Source organism: Pseudomonas sp. NFPP12 (genome assembly GCF_900103205.1).
Taxonomy (GTDB): Bacteria; Pseudomonadota; Gammaproteobacteria; order Pseudomonadales; family Pseudomonadaceae; genus Aquipseudomonas; species Aquipseudomonas protegens.
The window spans coordinates 545089-563550 of the sequence record NZ_FMWW01000001.1 but is presented as its reverse complement, the minus strand read 5'-3'; the positions used below and the strand labels follow the sequence as shown (position 1 = coordinate 563550).

At 65.4% G+C, this 18462-nt stretch carries 18 protein-coding genes; 11 read left to right on the top strand and 7 right to left on the bottom strand.

The annotated features are described in order from the left end of the window. Positions 1–137: 137 nt before the first annotated feature. Complete coding sequence (locus BLS75_RS02515) at positions 138–1169, bottom strand: lysozyme inhibitor LprI family protein (protein WP_072450177.1); 1032 nt, start codon at positions 1167–1169, stop codon at positions 138–140. A gap of 185 nt (positions 1170–1354) precedes the next feature. Between BLS75_RS02515 and BLS75_RS02510 the strand changes: the two genes are divergently transcribed. The 4 genes from BLS75_RS02510 to BLS75_RS02495 all read left to right on the top strand — a co-directional run bounded on the left by BLS75_RS02510 (position 1355) and on the right by BLS75_RS02495 (position 3915). Beyond that, positions 1355–2092: a substrate-binding periplasmic protein gene (locus BLS75_RS02510; protein ID WP_072450176.1), complete on the top strand. Its 738-nt coding sequence runs from the start codon at positions 1355–1357 to the stop codon at positions 2090–2092. Between the two features lie 7 nt (positions 2093–2099). Beyond that, the gene (locus tag BLS75_RS32540) at positions 2100–2693 is read left to right on the top strand and encodes a hypothetical protein (RefSeq protein ID WP_072450175.1); all 594 of its coding nucleotides are present in this window, start codon (positions 2100–2102) and stop codon (positions 2691–2693) included. A gap of 23 nt (positions 2694–2716) precedes the next feature. Further along, positions 2717–2986, top strand: a complete 270-nt coding sequence (locus BLS75_RS02500; protein ID WP_011061621.1) for a hypothetical protein — start codon at positions 2717–2719, stop codon at positions 2984–2986. Between the two features lie 116 nt (positions 2987–3102). After that, positions 3103–3915: a DeoR/GlpR family DNA-binding transcription regulator gene (locus BLS75_RS02495; RefSeq protein ID WP_015635853.1), complete on the top strand. Its 813-nt coding sequence runs from the start codon at positions 3103–3105 to the stop codon at positions 3913–3915. A 76-nt stretch (positions 3916–3991) separates the two neighbouring features. Here BLS75_RS02495 and BLS75_RS02490 read toward each other — a convergent pair whose 3' ends face one another. The 6 genes from BLS75_RS02490 to ltnD form a co-directional block, all read right to left on the bottom strand. Continuing rightward, a complete protein-coding gene (locus tag BLS75_RS02490; RefSeq protein WP_072450174.1) occupies positions 3992–5059 on the bottom strand; it encodes an alpha/beta fold hydrolase in 1068 nt (355 codons plus the stop codon). Between the two features lie 229 nt (positions 5060–5288). Then, positions 5289–6071 (bottom strand): 2-oxo-tetronate isomerase, encoded by a 783-nt coding sequence (gene otnI / locus BLS75_RS02485; protein ID WP_072450173.1) that lies wholly within the window; start codon positions 6069–6071, stop codon positions 5289–5291. A gap of 21 nt (positions 6072–6092) precedes the next feature. Continuing rightward, positions 6093–7556: a GntP family transporter gene (locus BLS75_RS02480; protein ID WP_011061625.1), complete on the bottom strand. Its 1464-nt coding sequence runs from the start codon at positions 7554–7556 to the stop codon at positions 6093–6095. A gap of 186 nt (positions 7557–7742) precedes the next feature. Beyond that, positions 7743–8381 (bottom strand): 3-oxo-tetronate 4-phosphate decarboxylase, encoded by a 639-nt coding sequence (locus BLS75_RS02475; protein WP_011061626.1) that lies wholly within the window; start codon positions 8379–8381, stop codon positions 7743–7745. Then, the gene (otnK, locus tag BLS75_RS02470; protein WP_011061627.1) at positions 8378–9670 is read right to left on the bottom strand and encodes a 3-oxo-tetronate kinase; all 1293 of its coding nucleotides are present in this window, start codon (positions 9668–9670) and stop codon (positions 8378–8380) included. The genes BLS75_RS02475 and otnK overlap by 4 nt, the downstream gene beginning before the upstream one ends. A gap of 10 nt (positions 9671–9680) precedes the next feature. Further along, a complete protein-coding gene (ltnD, locus tag BLS75_RS02465; RefSeq protein WP_072450172.1) occupies positions 9681–10586 on the bottom strand; it encodes an L-threonate dehydrogenase in 906 nt (301 codons plus the stop codon). 546 nt (positions 10587–11132) lie between these two features. On the opposite strand from ltnD, the gene BLS75_RS02460 reads away from it, so the two are divergent. The 7 genes from BLS75_RS02460 (at position 11133) to BLS75_RS02430 (ending at position 18436) form a co-directional block, all read left to right on the top strand. Next, positions 11133–11483, top strand: coding sequence for a hypothetical protein (locus BLS75_RS02460; RefSeq protein ID WP_011061629.1), 351 nt, complete (start codon positions 11133–11135; stop codon positions 11481–11483). Positions 11484–11893: 410 nt separating this feature from the next. Then, complete coding sequence (locus BLS75_RS02455) at positions 11894–12184, top strand: hypothetical protein (protein ID WP_072450171.1); 291 nt, start codon at positions 11894–11896, stop codon at positions 12182–12184. 283 nt (positions 12185–12467) lie between these two features. Further along, positions 12468–15179, top strand: a complete 2712-nt coding sequence (mgtA, locus tag BLS75_RS02450) for a magnesium-translocating P-type ATPase (protein ID WP_047287087.1) — start codon at positions 12468–12470, stop codon at positions 15177–15179. Positions 15180–15303: 124 nt separating this feature from the next. Continuing rightward, positions 15304–15504 (top strand): hypothetical protein, encoded by a 201-nt coding sequence (locus BLS75_RS02445; protein ID WP_019095481.1) that lies wholly within the window; start codon positions 15304–15306, stop codon positions 15502–15504. 28 nt (positions 15505–15532) lie between these two features. Next, the gene (locus BLS75_RS02440; RefSeq protein WP_011061633.1) at positions 15533–17236 is read left to right on the top strand and encodes a Na/Pi cotransporter family protein; all 1704 of its coding nucleotides are present in this window, start codon (positions 15533–15535) and stop codon (positions 17234–17236) included. After that, complete coding sequence (locus tag BLS75_RS02435; RefSeq protein ID WP_041752297.1) at positions 17224–17574, top strand: DUF2493 domain-containing protein; 351 nt, start codon at positions 17224–17226, stop codon at positions 17572–17574. The genes BLS75_RS02440 and BLS75_RS02435 overlap by 13 nt, the downstream gene beginning before the upstream one ends. Before the next feature lie 76 nt (positions 17575–17650). Continuing rightward, on the top strand, positions 17651–18436 hold the full coding sequence (locus BLS75_RS02430; protein ID WP_072450170.1) for a hypothetical protein: 786 nt from the start codon (positions 17651–17653) through the stop codon (positions 18434–18436). Positions 18437–18462 lie beyond the last annotated feature (26 nt).

The following is an 18462-nucleotide window of genomic DNA, read 5'->3' as shown; positions in this document are numbered from 1 at the left end:
GGCGGTGGTGTTGCGCGCCCGCCAAGCGCGATAGCGCACAGCCCGGGGCGAGACTCTAGCAGGTGCGCCGATGCTGTCGCCTGTCCGTCCGGCGAAATCTCTTGCGCGCCCTGCCCCTGGCCGCTCGCCGCGCCAGCTCAGGGCATCATGTCCAGCGGCAGCTGCTTGTCCTTGCTGCGCGCTTCATACCAGCTCTGCACCACATCCGGCAGGCTGTGCTTCCACTCAGGCTCGGTGGTGTAGTAACGCACCCGTACTTCATCCTTGGGCCCTGCCACCACCAGCAGCGCGACCCACAACTGGCCCTGGGTACCGCGCACGAAAATCGCCGCATTGGTGGTGGCCAGGCCCGGCAGCCACATATCGGTGACCTCGGCGCCCTTGAGTTCGGCCGAAGTATCCGCGGAGAACGACGAGCCACTGTCGAGCAGGGTCTGATAGTCCTTCTTCAGCAGTTTCCGGGCGCGCCGGTCTTCTTCCTCGGTGCGCACCAGCGCCGTGGACAGCAGGTCGTAATGGCTCTCCAGGGCTTGCTTGGAGGCCACATAGAGCCCGTCGTAATACACCCCTGAACCGGCGCCGCAGGCAAAGGAGTCGCCCTCCTGGCTCACCTGCAACAGGCCGTTGCGCTGCGTGAAGCGCAGGTTGCAGCCCTCGACGCTGTAGCGGGCCTCACCGCCCTTGATCTGCGCCTTACCCGCGAGCGAGCCGGAGTTGGCGCCGCCCATGGCCGACAGATCGAAGCTCAAGCGATCCTCGCCAGTGCGCCGGATCACCAGATCACCGGCGTAGAACGGGCTGACCGAGACCCGCTGCCAGGTGCCCTGCCACTCGAACGGCACATTCACATAACGCAACGCGACCAGGCGGCTCAGGTACTTGCTGCGCAGGCAGCCCAGGTCGGCTGCGCACTGATCCCGCTCCTTGAGCCATTCACGCTGGTCCAGGCGCAGCGCCTTGGGGTCCTTGGCCTTGGCCAGGGTCGCCTTCCAGGCCTTGCCCAGCTGGCTGTCCAGCGAGGCGGTATAGGGGTCGGCACACAGGGCCTTTTCACTGCTGCTGGCGGCCTTGGCGCAGTCGAAACTGCTGGCCTGCACGCCCTGGGAACAGGCCAGGACCGCGAACAGCAAGCCAGTGGCTCGCAAGGGACGAACAAGGGGAGCGAACATGGGTCGATTCCATTCTGAAAAGGCGGCGCAAGAATAACTGCAGTGGAGTGTTTTCAGCGACATCCCGACGAAAAAAGCCCCCGGGCATCCCCCTTTGAAGCCTGGCACGGAGCCGGCAGCTTTTATCGCGACAGGCGGCAACCAGTCGTACTAAGCTCTGCGTTTTCAAACTCCAAGGGCACTGCATGAAATGGATGCTGCAGGCACTGTTGCCGCTATTGAGCCTTGCGGCCCACGCTGGCGAGTTGCGCATGCTGACCGACAACCACCCGCCGCTGCACTTCCAGCAGGGCGAGCGGATGGTGGGGTTTGGTGTCGATGTGGTGCAGGCCCTGGCGCAGCGCAGCGGCGACACGGTGAACGTGCAGCTGCGGCCGATGCTGCGGGCCCTGCGCGATGCCGGAAGCGATGACGACACGGCGGTGTTCACCATACTGCGCACCACCGAGCGCGAGTCGCGCTACCAGTGGGTAGGCCCATTGATGCGCACCGAAACCGCCCTCTATACCCGCAATGGCGACAGCACGCCGGTCACCGACCTGCACCAGACCCGGGGCCAGATTGCCGTGCCGCGCAAATGGCTGGTCTACAGCTACCTCAAACAGCAGGGGCTGGACAACCTGTGGGGCGTCGACAGTCCGGAAATCATGATGCGCCTGCTGCAGGTCGGCCGCGTGCAATACGTGGTGGCCGACACCATGAGCGTCGGCACCTTCGCCGCCGAAGAGGGCCTGGCCCTCGACCAGTTGCGCTACCAGATGCCACTGATGCACCAGGACGCCTACATCGCCTTTTCGCCCAAGGTCGATGCGGCCCAGGTGGCCCGCTGGCAGCAGGCCCTGGACGGCATGAAGCGCGATGGCAGCCTGCAGCAGCTCAAGCGACGCTGGCATATCGACCAGGCCACGCCACAGGTAGATTGATTCACCCATGACCAGCCTTGCCCCCTGGAGCCCCATGCCCCATCAGTTGGCGCTCAGTTGCCCGCAGTGCGCAGGCCAGGCCTGCTTCGACTTCGTCGTGGCCAGGCCCATCGAACGCAAGGCCGATGTGCCGTTCTTCCAGGCCCACCCGCTGCTGGAGTACTGGAAAGAGCAGGACAACTGCGGCCACTATCACCACTACGCCCTGTACTTTCCCGGCCTGCATGGCGACCCGATGCAGAGCCTGGGTCCGTTGCCCGATGGCTACAGCCCCAGCCACTGGCAGCGTTCAGCCTACTGGTACCGCGATCACGGCCTGGACCTGGGTTCGGTACGCTGCGAGCACTGCCACTACGCGGCGCGCCACCACCTGAACTGGCCAGGCGAAGCCTATTTTTCCGTATTCTACAAAGGCCAGATGCTCTGGGCCTTCAACCGCGAATCGGCCCTGGCCCTGCATGATTACCTGGGTTCCGCGGAGCGCAATCCCGGTGGCTACCCCTGGCGCAGTTTCCTGCTGCACATCCCGGGGCCGTTCAAGAGCCGCAAGGCACGCCAGCCGCTGACCCGCTCGCTCAAGCGCCTGTTGACCCCGGGCTGAGGCCCCTGACCTGGAGTTCCCCTATGCCGACCTTTACCCCTGCCCGCCCTTTGTATCGCCTCAATTGCACCGGCTGCGGCTGGGACCTGGCAATACTCGGCCAGAACGATGCAACCGTGCGCAAATGCCCCTGGTGCGGCTGCAATGAATTCAGCGAGCAACAGCCGAACCGCAGCGGCGCCGGGCAGATCCTGGAATGCAGGCACCATGGCCCGGTGGTGGTACAGGTGCTGGACGCCAACATCGACAGCCAGGACTTTCTCGACAATCTGTATTGCCCCTTCTGCCCCTGACCGATGGCCATGTTTTCCTGACTTGCACACGGCACTAAATCTCGTCCGCGGCGGCTACTTTCGCTACTATGGCCTGCCGATTCCTGCCTTTGCCGACCCGCCAGACCGGAGCTTCAATGCCTACCCCCAAGGACCTTGCCAGTGACAGCGGCGCACCGATGATTCCCGAGCAGCGCCGCGAGCAGATCCTGCGCCAGTTGCGCAAGCACCAGGTGCTCAGCGTGCATCAGTTGATGGAGATGTTCGACTGCTCGCACATGACCGTGCGCCGGGATATCGCCCTGCTGGAGCAGGAAGGCCGCGCCCACTCGGTAACCGGCGGGGTGCGCATCGCCAGCCAGTTGCACAGCGAGCCCAGCCATCAGTCCAAGGCCGTGGTGGAGCTGCCGCAGAAGCAGGCCATGGCCAAGCTGGCGGCGAGCCTGCTGCACGCGGACATGACCGTCTACCTGGACGCCGGCACCAGCACCCTGGAAATCGTGCCCTACATCAAGGCGCTGTCGGGGATGACCGTGGTGACCAACGATTTCGGCGTGGCCCAGGCCCTGATGGACGCGCCCCAGGTGACGGTGATCCATACCGGCGGGCAATTGGACCACTCCAACCATTCCTGTGTCGGCGGGCTGGCGGTGGCCACCCTGCGCCAGGTGGTGACCGACGTGGCCTTTATCTCCACCAGTTCCTGGGACCTGCGCCGGGGCATCACCACGCCATCGGCGCTGAAGGTCGAGGTCAAGCAGGTGGCGATGCAGTCGGCGACCCAGGTGGTGCTGGTGGCCAGCAGCTCCAAGTACGGCACCTTCAGCATGTACAAGATCGCCGGGCTGGAACAGTTCGACATCATCATCAGCGACGCCGCACTGGCCCCTGCGGCGGCGGACGGGATCCGCAAGCACGGTGTGGAACTGCTGCTGCCGGCACAATCCTGAGCCAGCGATAGCCCCGGCCCACAGCAGCCCGTGGCGCAGGACTTGCTCCCGGGCGACGAAGAGACCGCAGTAGCCACTAGCGGTTTTTTTCAGTCTCGGCCATGAACTGCCCCAGTTCGCGCGCGTAGAACCGGGCCATGCCGGTGGTGCCGTGGCCACGGGTTTCGGCGCTGGCGGGAATCAGCAGCAGGCGGGCATTTTTCACCTGTTTGAGCGCCGCTTGCAGGGTGCCGGTTTCCGGCGGGTTGCGCTCGTCGTCCGCGGCGTTGATCACCAGCACCGGCGCCTGGATCCTGCCCAGACCCGGCATGGCGTTGTAGTCCGCCGAGGACTGCCACTGGTAGATGAAATCATTGGCATCGGCACCCTGGCTGGCCTTGAGGCGCTCCTGCACCAGCTGGTCAGCCTGGGCCCGGGTCGGCGCCAGAGCCTGATAGGCCAGGGTGCCGCCGCTGGTGCCGGTGGCGAACAGCGCGTTGGCCAGGCGCAGCGACGGCGGCTGTTGCCGGTAGTTGCCCTGCTCCCAGGCCGGGTCCTGCTTGATCGACTCCACCAGCAGGCGGCGCATCATCCAGTTGCGCGAAGACATTTCCCCCGGCTGGGAGGCCATGGGCACCAGGGCGTCCATCATCTGCGGCCACTTCTGGCCCCAGATCCAGGCCTGCATGCCGCCCATGGAATTGCCGATGATCAGCCGCAGGTGCTTGACCCCCAGCCCTTCGGTCAGCAGCCGGTACTGGGCCTGGACCATGTCCTCGTAGTTGTACTGGGGGAACCGCGCCCGCAGGCCGTCCGAAGGCTTGCTCGACTGGCCGACGCCGATGCCGTCGGTGGCGATGATGTAGTACTTGCTGGCATCCAGGGGTTGCCCGGGGCCGAACAGTTCACCGCCAAAATCCTTGCTCAACAGGTCGCTGGCCGGCCGATAGGTGCCATGCAGATAGAGGATCGCCGGGTGTTTGGGGTCCCCCAGGGTGATGTAGTGCAGCTTCAGGTTGGCCAGCTGCTCACCGTTGTGGAAGGTGAATTGCGGGGCCACCCAATCCCCCTCGGTGGCCGGCGGCAAGCTCGCGGCCACGGCCAGGGACATACCGCCCAGGGACAAAATCAGGCCGAGCGCGGCCCGGCAGGCAAAACGCTGCATGGGAAAACTCCTGTGTTTATCGCTACGTATCATCTGTAGCCGCTGCCGCAGGCTGCGCAAGGCACCGCAGGGGCCTCGACGGCCGGGGAGTCGCTGCGAGCCTGCGGCTCGTTCGCAGCCTGCGGCAGCGGCTACATAAAGCGATGCGCGAAGGCCCCCAGGGCCTTGCACGACGCTCCCCAGATACCTTTTGCTTCGCAACCTGCAGTGGCGGCTACACCGCCGAGCCTTAGCGCGCCTGCCAGTCCCGCAGCCACTGCAGGCCGGCGGAGGTGTTGCCGCGCGGGCGGTATTCACAACCGACCCAGCCGTCGTAGCCAAGGTCGTCCATCAGCTGGAACAGGTAGGGATAGTTCAGTTCCCCCAGGTCCGGCTCGTGACGATCCGGCACCCCGGCGATCTGGATGTGGCCGATCCCGGCCAGGTCGCGGCGCAGTTTCACCGCCAGGTCGCCTTCGACGATCTGGCAGTGATAGCAGTCGAACTGCACCTTGAGGTTGGCCGCGCCGACTTCCTTGCAGATGGCCTGGGCCTGGTCCTGGCGGTTGAGGAAGAACCCCGGCATGTCCCGGGTGTTGATCGGCTCCAGCAGCACCGTGACCCCGACCTTGGCCGCCTGGGCCGTGGCGTGGGCCAGGTTCTCCAGGTAGACGCCGTGGTGCCGCGGGCGATCGTTCTCGGACGCCAGCAAGCCGGCCATCACGTGGACCCGCGAGTTGCCCAGCACCGCGGCGTATTCCAGGGCCTTGTCGAAACCCTGGCGGAACTCCTGCTCGCGCCCGGGCAGGGAAACGATGCCCCGCTCCCCCGCCGCCCAGTCGCCAGGCGGAGCGTTGAACAAGGCCTGTTGCAGGCCGTGGTCGTCCAGGCGCTGCTTCAGCTCCTGGGGGCTGTAGTCGTAGGGAAACAGATACTCCACGGCCGTGAAGCCGTCGGCCGCAGCGGCGGCGAAACGTTCGAGAAAGTCATGTTCCGGGTAGAGCATGCTGAGGTTGGCAGCAAAACGAGGCATGGGAACTCCTGGGACAAAGGGTCAGACAAATGGCCAGATCAGCAGGGTAATACAGAACCCCAAGGTGCCGAGCAAGGTGGTGATCACGGTCCAGGTACGCAGGCCGTCCGCGACGTTGAGGCCGGCCAGCTTGGTGAATATCCAGTACCCGGCGTCATTGATATGGGACATGGCCAGCCCGCCACCGCCCATGGCCAGGCACAGCAGGGCCATGTGGTTGGGGCTCAGGTTGAGGGTGGCGATCAGCGGCGCGATGATGCCCGCCGTAGTCACCAGGGCCACGGTGGTGGAGCCCTGCACGGCGCGCAGCAGCATGGTCAGCAGAAAACCCAGGGCCAGCACCGGCAGGCCGGTGGTGCGCAGCAGGTCGGAGACCACCGCGCCGATCCCGGTATCCACCAGCACCTTGCCGAACACCCCGCCGGCCCCGGCGATCAGGATCACCATGGCCACCCCGGGCAGCGCCGAGCCGATCACGTCGGACACCTGGCTGCGGCTCCAGCCGCGGCGCGAGCCCAGCAGCCAGGCACACAGCAAGGTGTCCAGCAGCAGCGCCACCAGCGGCGCGCCAAGTACGGTCAGCACCCCGCGCAGGGTGGATTCCAGGGGCAGCAAGGAGGTAGCCAGGGTGCCCAGCAGGATCAGCACGATGGGCAGCAGGATCAGGCTGACGATCAGGCCGAACCCCGGTGGCGGCGCCGGTGGCAGTTTCGCCGCCAGGCTGCCGGTGGATTCTTCCAGGCCCATGTGCGCCACAGCGGCCACCGCCTGGGGGCTGGCAGGCTGCTCGGAGCCGTTGTTCCAGGCGGCGAGGTCTTCATTGGTGACGTGCGGGCCGTAGACTTCGGCGCGGATGTCATCGGTCATCGGGTAGTTGCGCCGGGTCATGCGCCCCGCCACGCGGTAGCCCACGTAGCACAGCAGCGCGGTCAACGGCAGGCCGAACATCAGCACCCGGCCCAGGTCCGCGCCCAGCTGGCTGGCCGCGGCCACCGCTCCAGGGTGCGGCGGCAGGAAGGCGTGCACGGTGAGGAGCGCGGCGCACATCGGCAAGGCGAACACCAGCAGCGGCTTGCGCGCACTGCGGGCCACGCCATAGGCCAGGGGCATGAGGATGATCACCCCGACCTCGAAGAACACCGGCACGCCGATGATGAATCCGGCCATGGTCAGCGCCAGGGGCGTGCGCCGGTTGCCAAAGCGCTCGATCAGGGTCTTGGCCAGCGCCTCGGCGCCGCCGGAAAGCTCGATGATGCGGCCGATCATCGCGCCCAGGGCGATGATGATGGCGATGTGGCCGAGGGTCTTGCCCATGCCGCCCTCGATGGTGGCCACCAGCTCCGCCGGTTTCACCCCGGCCACCAGCGCCACCAGGATGCTTACCAGCATCAGCGCGACAAAGGGCTGGAACTTGTACTTGAGCACCAGGAACAGCAGCAGGGCGATACCGGCCCCGGCGGTGATCATCAGAATCAGCGGGCTCATTGCACAAGCCCTCCACCCAGTGGCTGGCAGGGGGTGCTGGTGGTGCGGGAACCCGTAAAGCAAATGCAGTCATTCATCTCGGGAAATCCTGTTGTTATTGTTTTTCAACGGCAAGCCGCTCCCCGCGAAAGCCTCATGAAGGCTTCCGTGGACTGGCGTGCATGAAACGCTGGCAGTGTCGCGGGCTTACCAGGTGGCGCCGAAAGCGTCCCGCAGCTCATCCAGGGCGGCCTGATCCAGAGGTGCCGGGCGCGGCTGGCTCATCAGCCACAGGCGCGCGGTTTCCTCCAGCTCTTCCAGGGCGTAGCTGGCCTTGGACACACTGCTTTCCCAGACCACCGGGCCCAGGCGTTCGAGCATCACCCCACGCACCTGGTTGGCCAGTTGCGCCACCTGCTCGGCGACCTTGGGCGAACCCGGGCGCTGGTAGCCGATCAGCGGGATATGCCCGACCTTCATCACCTGGTACGGGGTCAGCGGCGGCAGGATGTCGTCCTCGCGCCAGACCCCGGCCAGGGTCAAGGCCACCAGGTGGGTGGAATGGGTATGCACCACCCCGCCCACCCCGGGATTGCGGTCATACACCTGGCGATGCAGGGCCAGGGTCTTGGACGGTTTGTCGCCACTCACCCACTCCCCCGCCAGGTTGACCTTGGCGATGGCTGCAGGGTCGAGCCGGCCCAGGCAGATATCGGTGGGGGTGATCAGCCAGCCATCATCGAGCCGCGCACTGATGTTGCCGGCGCTGCCCACGGTGTAGCCGCGCTGATAGAGGCTGCGGCCGACATCACAGATTTCTTCGCGCAGAGCGTTTTCCCGGCTCATGCCTGACCTCCCGCCAGTTGACCCAGGGCCTTGCTGAAAAAGTCGCGACCACCGAAGTTGCCGGACTTCAGCGCCAGGGCCAGGGGCTCGCCGCCACTGCTGACGGTGGCCGGGACCCCGGGATCGATTTGCGCGCCGATCTGCAGCAGGCGCACGTCCAGGGCCTTGACCACGGCGCCGGAGGTTTCCCCGCCAGCCACCACAAAGCGCCGTACGCCGCTGTCGCGCAGGCCCCGGGCGATCTCGCCCAGGGCATTCTCCACCAGCGCTCCGGCACGTTCGGCACCGAGCTGACGCTGCACCGCCTTGACCTCTTCCGGCGTGCTGGTGGCGTAGATCAGCACCGTGCCCTGCTGCTCCCGGGCAAAGGCCAGGGCCTGTTCCACCACCGCCTCGCCGGCCGCCAGGGCCAGCGGGTCGATGCGCCAGGCCGGGCGCTCGGCTTCCAGCCAGGCATCGACCTGGGCATTGGTGGCCAGGGAGGCACTGCCGGCCAGCACCACTTCGCCACCGGCTACCTTGGGCAGGCTTGCAGCATCGAGGTCACGCAGCTTGCCGGCGCGACGGAAATTTTCCGGCAGGCCCAGGGCCAGCCCGGAACCGCCAGTGAGCAGCGGCAGGTCGGCGCAGGCGGCGCCGAGGGTATAGAGGTCGGCATCGGACAGCGCGTCGGCAATCGCCAGGGCAACACCCTGCCCGCGCAGTTCGGCGATCCTGCTGCGCACCGCCTCCACGCCCTGGGCGATGCTGTCGTAGCGCAGCAGGCCTACCGGCAGCCGGGTCTGGGATTGCAGGACCCGCACCAGGTTGGCATCGGTCATCGGCGTCAGCGGGTGATGCTGCATGCCCGATTCGCTGAGCAACTGGTCCTGGACGAACAGGTGGCCACGGAAAATGGTCCGGCCGTTCTCCGGGAACGCCGGGCAGGCCAGGGTGAAATCGCTGCCCAGGGCCTCGAGCAAGGCCTCGCTGACCTGACCGATGTTGCCCGCCGCGGTGGAATCGAAGGTCGAGCAGTATTTGAAGAAGATCTGCTCGCAGCCCTGGTCCCGCAGCCATTGCAGGGCGGCCAGGGATTCGGCCACCGCTTCGCTGGCCGCAGTGGTACGCGACTTCAGCGCGATCACCACGGCGTCGGCGTCCAGCCCGGCAGCCACTTCAGCGCTGGGAATGCCGATGCTCTGCACAGTGCGCATGCCACCGCGAACCAGCATGTTGGCCAGGTCCGTGGCCCCGGTGAAATCGTCGGCGATGCAGCCCAGCAACGGGCGTGGATTGGAAATCGTCATCACGGGTTCCTCACTCGGCATCGGGCTTGGCCACGGGCAGGTCGATGCCCGGGAAGATCTTGATCACCGCCGAGTCGTCCTCGCGGCCAAAACCGGCGCTGGAGGCCTGCATGAACATCTGGTGCGCGGTGGCCGACAGCGGCAGCGGGAATTTGCTGGCCCGGGCGGTATCCAGCACCAGCCCCAGGTCCTTGACGAAGATGTCCACCGCGGACAGCGGTGTGTAGTCGGCCTTGAGGATATGCGGAACGCGGTTCTCGAACATCCAGGAGTTGCCCGCGCTGTGGGTGATCACCTCATACAGGGCATCGGCGTCCACCCCTTCGCGCAGCCCCAGGGCCATGGCTTCGGCAGAGGCGGCAATGTGCACCCCGGCCAGCAACTGGTTGATGATCTTGACCTTGGAACCCAGGCCATGGGCATCCCCCAGGCGATAGACCTTGCCGGCCATGCCCCCAAGAATCGCCTCGGCCCTGGCGTAAGCGGTGGCCGGGCCGGAGGTCATCATGGTCATCTCGCCGGCGGCGGCCTTGGCCGCGCCCCCGGAAATCGGCGCGTCCAGGTACAAAAGGCCCAGGGCTTCCAGGCGCTGGCCCAGCTCCACGGCATAGGTCGGAGCCACGGTGGCGCAGCCGATCACCAGGCTGCCGGGACGCAGTGCCGCTGCCGCCCCGCCCTCACCGAACAGCACGCTTTCGGTCTGCTCGGCGTTGACCACCACGGTGACAATCACATCGCATTCGCCGGCCAGTTGCGCCGCCGAGGCGCAAGCCACGCCGCCTTCGCTGGCGAACTGCTCGGTGACCGCAGCACGGACGTCACAGGCATGCACCTTGAAACCGCTGCGCAGCAACGACCGGGCGATGCCCAGGCCCATGGCGCCAAGACCGATGACACCGACATTGTTGTTATTCATGGGGGACTCCAGAAATAGACCAGGACTGTGCCGCGCCAGACAGGCGCCGGGCAAGAATCGGGCAGGACAGGGAAATCCGGATTGCAGGTCCGGCAAATGCAACACAGGCAGCAACAGGCGCAGCGCCAGACGGCAAGCCCGGAAGGTGCATGGCACCGTGGGCAGGTGCCGAGAGAGGCAGGAGCGAATCGATCATCATGGCCATCCTGTTGCTGTTGTTATCAGGTTGAGCGTTGGCTGTGAACGATCATCCACCAATGAACAGATTATGTGAAGAGATTTTTCAATCTAACATTTTTTAACATCACCTTGAGCGCCCGGCCCCGGCCAGCCACTGGTCGGAAGCCGACGGCCGGTGCCCCGTGGGCTGCTACAACCCTTCACAGCCCTGATCTGGATCAGCATGGCCCGGGGTGACCTGGCCGAGGCTGAATGAACGAGGGCTGCTGACTGGCGGTAGCACCCTTCATCGCAACCCCGTTGACGCTCCCCCTGGCGGAGAGCTCAATGGCCTGTCTGGTTATGCTTGGATAAGGATGATTCAACATGGCAAAGATTGAGGTTTTATCAGGTGATTTCCTGCAAGGCGCCGGCGAGTACCGGCACGGCACCTTCAGGCTCAAGACGGTATTCAACAGCAACGGCGTCGAGGTCAAGGCATCGGCCTTCAAGACACTGGAGATCGCCAGCGAAAGCCCCATCACCAACAAGGACGCCCTGGGCTACGGCATTGCCGGCGCCATGCTGTTGGGCCCGGTGGGCGCCCTGGCCGGGTACCTGATGGCGGGTACGGAAAACGAAGTGACCTTCATCGGCACCCTCAAGGATGGCCGGCAGTTGATGGCGGCCACCGATAGCGCGACCTACAAGGATATCTCCCAGCACTTGCTGCACTGATAATCCTCGTCGCTATATTCAGTGCTCATGACATCCCTATCTGTCGTGGGCACTTTCTTTATATGAAACTTATATATATCCGCCTCTCGCATCAGCTAATTCCCACCCTTAGCTGAACCTCACCTGAAACTTCGTAACTGACCAATGATTCAGGGCAATTTAACCTTGACTCCAGCACCCCTCCTGAGTAAATTGCGCGGGCCGGTAATTACGGCCCTTTGTTTAACTCACTAAAGAAGCCAATGGACACAGTATCTAGACGCTGTCTGGTCACTGCCGCTGCGCAGAGCCAGGCACTTAACCCTGAAAATGACGGGACTCGACTCCGCGGTCGGGTAAGCTGCGCTAGGGCTTGACGCTCCAACGTAACTTGCCTCCCCCGGAACCAGTCCGGTCGCGAGGCAAATGTTATGCACTTCACTTCCTCTGTAATGCCAGGCGTTCGCGCCTTCGCCGCCACCATGCGAGTCAAGCTGTGCCGTGAGCCCAAGGTTCTGGCGCGCTCGCCGTTTTCTCGTGCCGCCCCCGCCCCCTCGACCGCCCTGCGAGCCAATTGGCGCGTCTGCCCGATGACCGGGCAGTTGCAGCAACGCTGGAGCTTCGACGATAGCCAGGACCCGCAGAGTCGGGGCGCTGCCCTGCTCCTGCAGCAGGCCGGACTGATCTTCGGCCTGTACCTCGGGGCACGCAGCTCAGCCTGAACCAGCGGTAACTTTCCGTTGTTTGCAAACGAACTTTAAAAGTTTAAGTTCGGCGGCGTGCTAGTGCCTGTCAGTTAATAAAGTTACTGGAGAAAGTTATGGAAGAGGCCAGTAGTAGGTTCGCTGCCCATACAACTTCATTGTTTGAGCAGCGAACGTTAAAACCTGAAAAACGCCAAGATCAAAATCGATCGCTAACCTGCGGCTCGACATGTTTTCGCTCGCCTTTAATTAGTTGAGTGTTGCTGTGTCGTGCCGCAAGCAGGCGGCAGGAGCACAGACCATGACTGTAAAAACCCCAACTTCCCGCAACACCAGCGCCACCAGTGACAGCAACAAGCTGTCGATGCGTGCCGCCCGCGAAGCCCAGAACGGCCTGGCCGTCACCCTGGCCAACGTCAACTCCACCACCGCCGGCCTCACTGAACTGGATGCCGAGGGCCGCCTGCAACGGGACGGCCACAACGAGGTCGCCCACGACCGTCCGCCACACGCTCTGGTGCAGCTGCTCCAGGCTTTCAACAACCCCTTCATCTATGTGCTGATGACCCTGACCGGTATCAGTTTCTTCACCGACTTCTGGCTGCCGCTGCAGGCCGGCGAAGAAACCGATCTCACCGGGGTCATCATCGTCCTGGTGATGGTGCTGGCCAGCGGCCTGATGCGTTTCTGGCAGGAACACCGCTCGGCCAAGGCCGCCGAAGCGCTCAAGGCCATGGTACGGACCACCGCCGCCGTACTGCGCCGCGAGCAGATGGGCATGCAGGCCCGGGTGCGTGAAGTGCCGATGCGCGACCTGGTGGTGGGCGACATCATCCAGCTGTCCGCCGGTGACATGATCCCTGCCGACATCCGCCTGATCGAATCCCGCGACCTGTTCATCAGCCAGGCGGTGCTCACCGGCGAAGCCTTGCCGGTTGAAAAGTACGACACCCTGGGCGCCGTCCAGGAAAAGTCCGCCACCGCCCAGGCCGCCGATCAGCAAGACCTGCTGGACCTGCCGAACATCTGCTTCATGGGCACCAACGTGGTCAGCGGCACGGCCACCGCGGTGGTCGTGGCCACCGGCTCGCGCACCTACTTCGGTTCCCTGGCCCGCTCCATCGTCGGCTCCCGCACCCAGACCGCCTTCGACCGCGGGGTCAACAGCGTCAGCTGGCTGCTGATCCGCTTCATGCTGGTGATGGTGCCCATCGTCCTGCTGATCAACGGATTCGCCAAGGGCGACTGGGCCGAAGCCTTCATGTTCGCCCTGGCAGTGGCCGTCGGCCTGACCCCGGAAATGCTGCCGATGATCGTCAGCGCCAACCTGGCCAAGGGCGCCTCGGCCATGGCCAAGCGCAAGGTGGTGGTCAAGCGCCTCAACGCGATCCAGAACTTCGGCGCCATGGACGTGCTCTGCACCGACAAGACCGGCACCCTGACCCAGGACCGGATCATCCTCGAACATCACGTCGACATCAGCGGCAGCCGCTGCGATGAAGTGCTGCAACTGGCCTGGCTCAACAGCTACCACCAGAGCGGCATGAAGAACCTGATGGACCGCGCAGTGGTCAGCTTCGCCGAGGAGAACCCGCACTTCACCCCTCCTGCCGCCTGGCGCAAGGTGGATGAGCTGCCGTTCGACTTCGTCCGGCGGCGCCTGTCGGTCATCCTCGCCGATGCCCGCGGCCACCACCTGCTGGTGTGCAAGGGCGCGGTGGAGGAAATGCTGGAAACCGCTACTCGGGTCCGCAAGAACGGTGTCACCCAGACCATCGACGCTGCCCTGCGTGCCGAGTTGCTACAACTGGCCGAAGACTACAACCGCGACGGTTTCCGCGTGCTGCTGGTGGGCACCCGTGACATTGCCCGGGACCAGATCAAGAACCAGTACAGCGCCAGCGACGAACGTGAGCTGGTGATCGAAGGCTTCCTGACCTTCCTCGATCCGCCGAAGGAAACCGCCGGCCCGGCGATTGCCGCCCTGCGCGACAACGGCGTCACCGTGAAGGTACTGACCGGTGACAACGCCATCGTCACCGCGAAGATCTGCCGCGAGGTCGGCCTGGAAGTCGGCGAGCCGCTGCTGGGTCGTGACATCGAGCGCATGGACGACGAAGTGCTGGGGCGCCTGGTGGAAGAGCGCACGGTATTTGCCAAGCTCACCCCGCTGCAGAAGTCCCGGGTGCTCAAGGCATTGCAGGCCAACGGCCACACCGTGGGCTTTCTCGGCGACGGCATCAACGACGCTCCGGCGCTGCGCGATGCCGACGTCGGCATCTCGGTGGACAGCGGCACCGACATCGCCAAGGAATCGGCGGACATCATCCTCCTGGAAAAGAGCCTGATGGTGCTGGAGGAAGGGGTGATCAAGGGTCGCGAGACCTTCGGCAACATCATGAAGTACCTGAACATGACCGCCAGTTCCAACTTCGGCAACGTGTTCTCGGTGCTGGTGGCCAGTGCCTTCATTCCGTTCCTGCCGATGCTGGCGATCCACCTGCTGCTGCAGAACCTGATGTACGACTTCTCCCAGCTGGCCCTGCCGTGGGACAAGATGGACAAGGAATACCTGAGCAAGCCACGCAAGTGGGACGCCAAGAACATTGGGCGCTTCATGCTGTGGATCGGGCCGACCTCGTCAATCTTCGACATCACCACCTTTGCCCTGATGTGGTACGTGTTCGCCGCCAACAGCGTGGAAATGGCCGCCCTGTTCCAGTCCGGCTGGTTCATCGAAGGCCTGCTCTCCCAGACCCTGGTGGTGCACATGCTGCGCACCCGCAAGATCCCGTTCATCCAGAGCACCGCGGCACTGCCGGTCATGCTCGCCACGGGCCTGGTGATGGCACTGGGTATCTATGTGCCCTTCTCGCCTCTGGGCAGCATGGTCGGCCTGGTGCCGCTGCCGTGGGAATACTTCCCTTGGCTGGTGGGTACCCTGCTCAGCTACTGCGTGGTCGCCCAGACCATGAAGACCCTGTACATCCGCCGCTTCAAGCAGTGGTTCTAAGGGCCTGAGCCCGGTGCGGCCGCCCCACGGCGGTCGCACCAGATACAGCAAACCAACGATGCCACCGTCGGCGCGGCCAGCGCCCTGTCGACGGCGACGCTGTTCGCCCGAAAGGAGCATCGCCATGTTTTTCAAACCTTTTTCGCTGTTGCAACGCGGCCTGAAGGCCTTGCTGGTCTGCGGCCTGTGCGCCTGCGCCAGGCTGCTCGCCCGCCTGAGCATCCGCCTCTATGTGCGGGGCCTGCTGAGCGCCGTTGAAATGCGTTTCCTGCTGGGGTTCAGCGCCGCCATCACCCGCGCCTCGCTGCGCCTGGCGATTGCCTGAAACCTGTCACAGTCCCGGGAGAATACTCATGTCGGGCACTACTCTTCTGATCAACCTGGCCGGCGCCATCGCGCTGTTGCTGTGGGGCTCGCAGATGATCTGCGGCTCACTCCTGCGGGGCTTCGGCAGCCCGCTGCGGCACTGGCTCGGGCAACACCTGAACAACCGCTGGCTGGCGCTGCTGTGCGGCGTCGGCATCACCGGCGTGGTGCAAAGCAGCACTGCGGTGAGCCTGATGGCCAGCTCCTTCACCGCCGCCGGTACCCTGGGCCTGGCCCCGGCGCTGGCGGTGATGCTGGGGGCCAATATCGGCTCGACCCTGGTGGTCCAGCTGCTCAGCCTCGACCTCTCGCTGGCGGCACCTGTGGCATTGCTGGCGGGCTTCCTGTGCTTTCGCCTGCGGGACGATTCGCGCTTTGAAAGCATCGGCTGCGCACTGATCGGCCTAGGCCTGATGCTGCTGGCCCTGGGCATGCTCGGCGCGACCCTGGGGGCGGTGGAAGGCACCCCGGTGTTCCAACTGGTGATGACCAGCCTCGACGGCGACCTGCTGCTGGCCCTGCTGGTGGCGCTGCTGCTGACCTGGATGTGCCACTCCAGCGTTGCCGTGGTGCTGCTGATCGCCTCGCTGGCCGGCACTGGGCTGCTGTCGCCGGCCACCAGCATGGCCCTGGTGCTGGGGGTCAACCTCGGCAGCACCCTGCCCTCGCTGCTCAGCGCCAGCGGCAACGTGGCCCGGCGCCTGCCCCTGGGCAACCTGCTGGTGCGCCTGTCGGGAGCGGCGCTGCTGATGCCCTGGATCGCCACCCTGGGCCAGTGGCACGTCATCGAGCAACTGCCTCCGGCACTGCTGGTGGTGGCCCTGCACACCGCCTTCAGCCTGGTGCTGGCGCTGCTGTTCATCGGTTTCACCGGGCCAATGGCCAAGCTGCTGACCCGGCTGCTGCCGGCCCCGGCCGCGGTGACCGACCCGGGCATGCCGCTGTACCTGGACGAAGCCGGCCTGGAAGTGGCCAATATCGGCCTGTCCAACGCCGCCCGCGAAGCCTTGCGCATGGCCGACATGCTCTCGGGCATGCTCGACCGGGTGCTGCAGCTGTTTCGCACCGCCAACCAGGCCAATGCCGATCAGGTGCGCCATATCGATCAGTCCCTGGACCTGCTCAGCGCGGCGATCCGCGCCTACCTGGCGGATATCGGCAAGGAAGGCATCAGCGACCAGGATGCCGACCGCTCCCAGGAAATCCTGCTGCTGGTGATCAACCTGGAACATGCCGGGGACATTCTTGCCACCAGCCTGGCGCACCTGGCCGCGCGGCGCTTGCGCCGTGGCGAGCCGTTTTCCGAGTTCGAGCTGAGCACCCTGTACCCGCTGCACCAGGAACTGCTGGACAGCCTGAGCCTGGCCATCACCGTGTTCCTGCGCGAAGACCTGCCCACCGCCCACCAACTGGTGGCGCGCAAGGAAAACGTGCGGCGCCTGGAAGCCGCCGCCAGCCGCGAGCACTTTCGCAAGTTGCGCGAAGACCGTGGCGCCTGGGCCGAATCCGGGGACATTTTCCAGCGCTTGCTGCGCGACTACCGGCGGGTTCACCACCACATCGCCGCCCTGGCCTACCCAGCCCTGGAGCGCGCCGGTGAACGGGACATCGAGCACGCTTACCTCAACGAACCGCTGCCCGGCGAGACCAGCATCAGCCCGGTAAAGGAGAACAGCCCATGCGCGTCCTGATCTGCGCCGGCCGCTACTACGCCGACGACCGCCGGTGCCGCCAGGTCCTCGACGCCTTTCAGCGCCTGCATGAAACCCGCGTGGTGATTCATGGCGGCAGCCAGTTCCTCGGCGCCCATATCGAGGACTGGGCCCGGGACATCGGCGCCGACATCGTCCGCTACCCGCCCAACTGGCAACGCCATGGCAAGCACGCCGAACGCCTGCGCAACGCCTTCATGCTGGCCGACAGCCGCCCCGACATCGTCCTCGCCCTGCCCGGTGGGGAAGACACCGAAGAACTGCTGGCCCAGGCCCGGGCCCGGCAGATCCAGGTTCTGTCGATGGCCGACCAGTAAGCCTCCCAAGCCGCCACCCTCTGCACCGGCCCGCACGCCAGATGCACCGGTGCCCCAACCCAGAACGAGATCCGCCATGTCCAAGCACACCCCACATCGCCCCTCGCGTTCCAGCGCCTTTGGCCACCCTCTGCCTGCCGCGAAAAGCCGCATGCTCAAGCGCAACCTGCTGTTCCTCGCCCTCACCGCCAGCGCGACCGCCACCCTGGCCCTGTGCTCCAAGGCCCAGGCCGCCGGCGGCGCCTACGTGGTGGATGACGGCGCCATCAACGCTCCCGGGGAATGCAATGTCGATGTCTGGTACCAGAGCACCCGCCACCAGGGCTCCAGCCACACCAGCGTGGTGGCCCCGGCCTGCACCTTCAGCCAACTGCCCTGGGTGCAACTGGGGGCCGCGGTGCAGCGCCAGCAGGCCGACGGCCAGGGCGAGACCCAGCTCAGCCCCCAGGTCAAGCTGGCCCTGCTGGACCGTGAAGACCTGGGCCTGCAACTGGCCCTGGCCGGCTCCGCCCACTGGGCCCTGAACCGCAGCCACAGCTTCGACGGTGGCGACCTCGCCCTGCCACTGACCTTCAGCCCTGTTGCCAGCCTGCGCCTGAACCTGAATGCCGGCTGGACCCACGCCTATGACGACGGCGACCAGAGCCACCGCTGGGCCTGGGGCAGCGGGCTGGAGTACGACCTGGCCCAGAGCCTGACCCTGATTGCCGAGCGCTACGGCCAACGCGGCGGCGAACAGGGCTGGCAGGCCGGCCCGCGCCTGCACCTGGGCCAGCACCTGGACCTGGACCTGATCGTTGGCCAGCACCTGACCGAAGACCGCGATCGCTGGCTGACCACCGGCGCGACCCTGCGCTTCTAACCCCCGAAAGCGCCCCACCTCTGTAG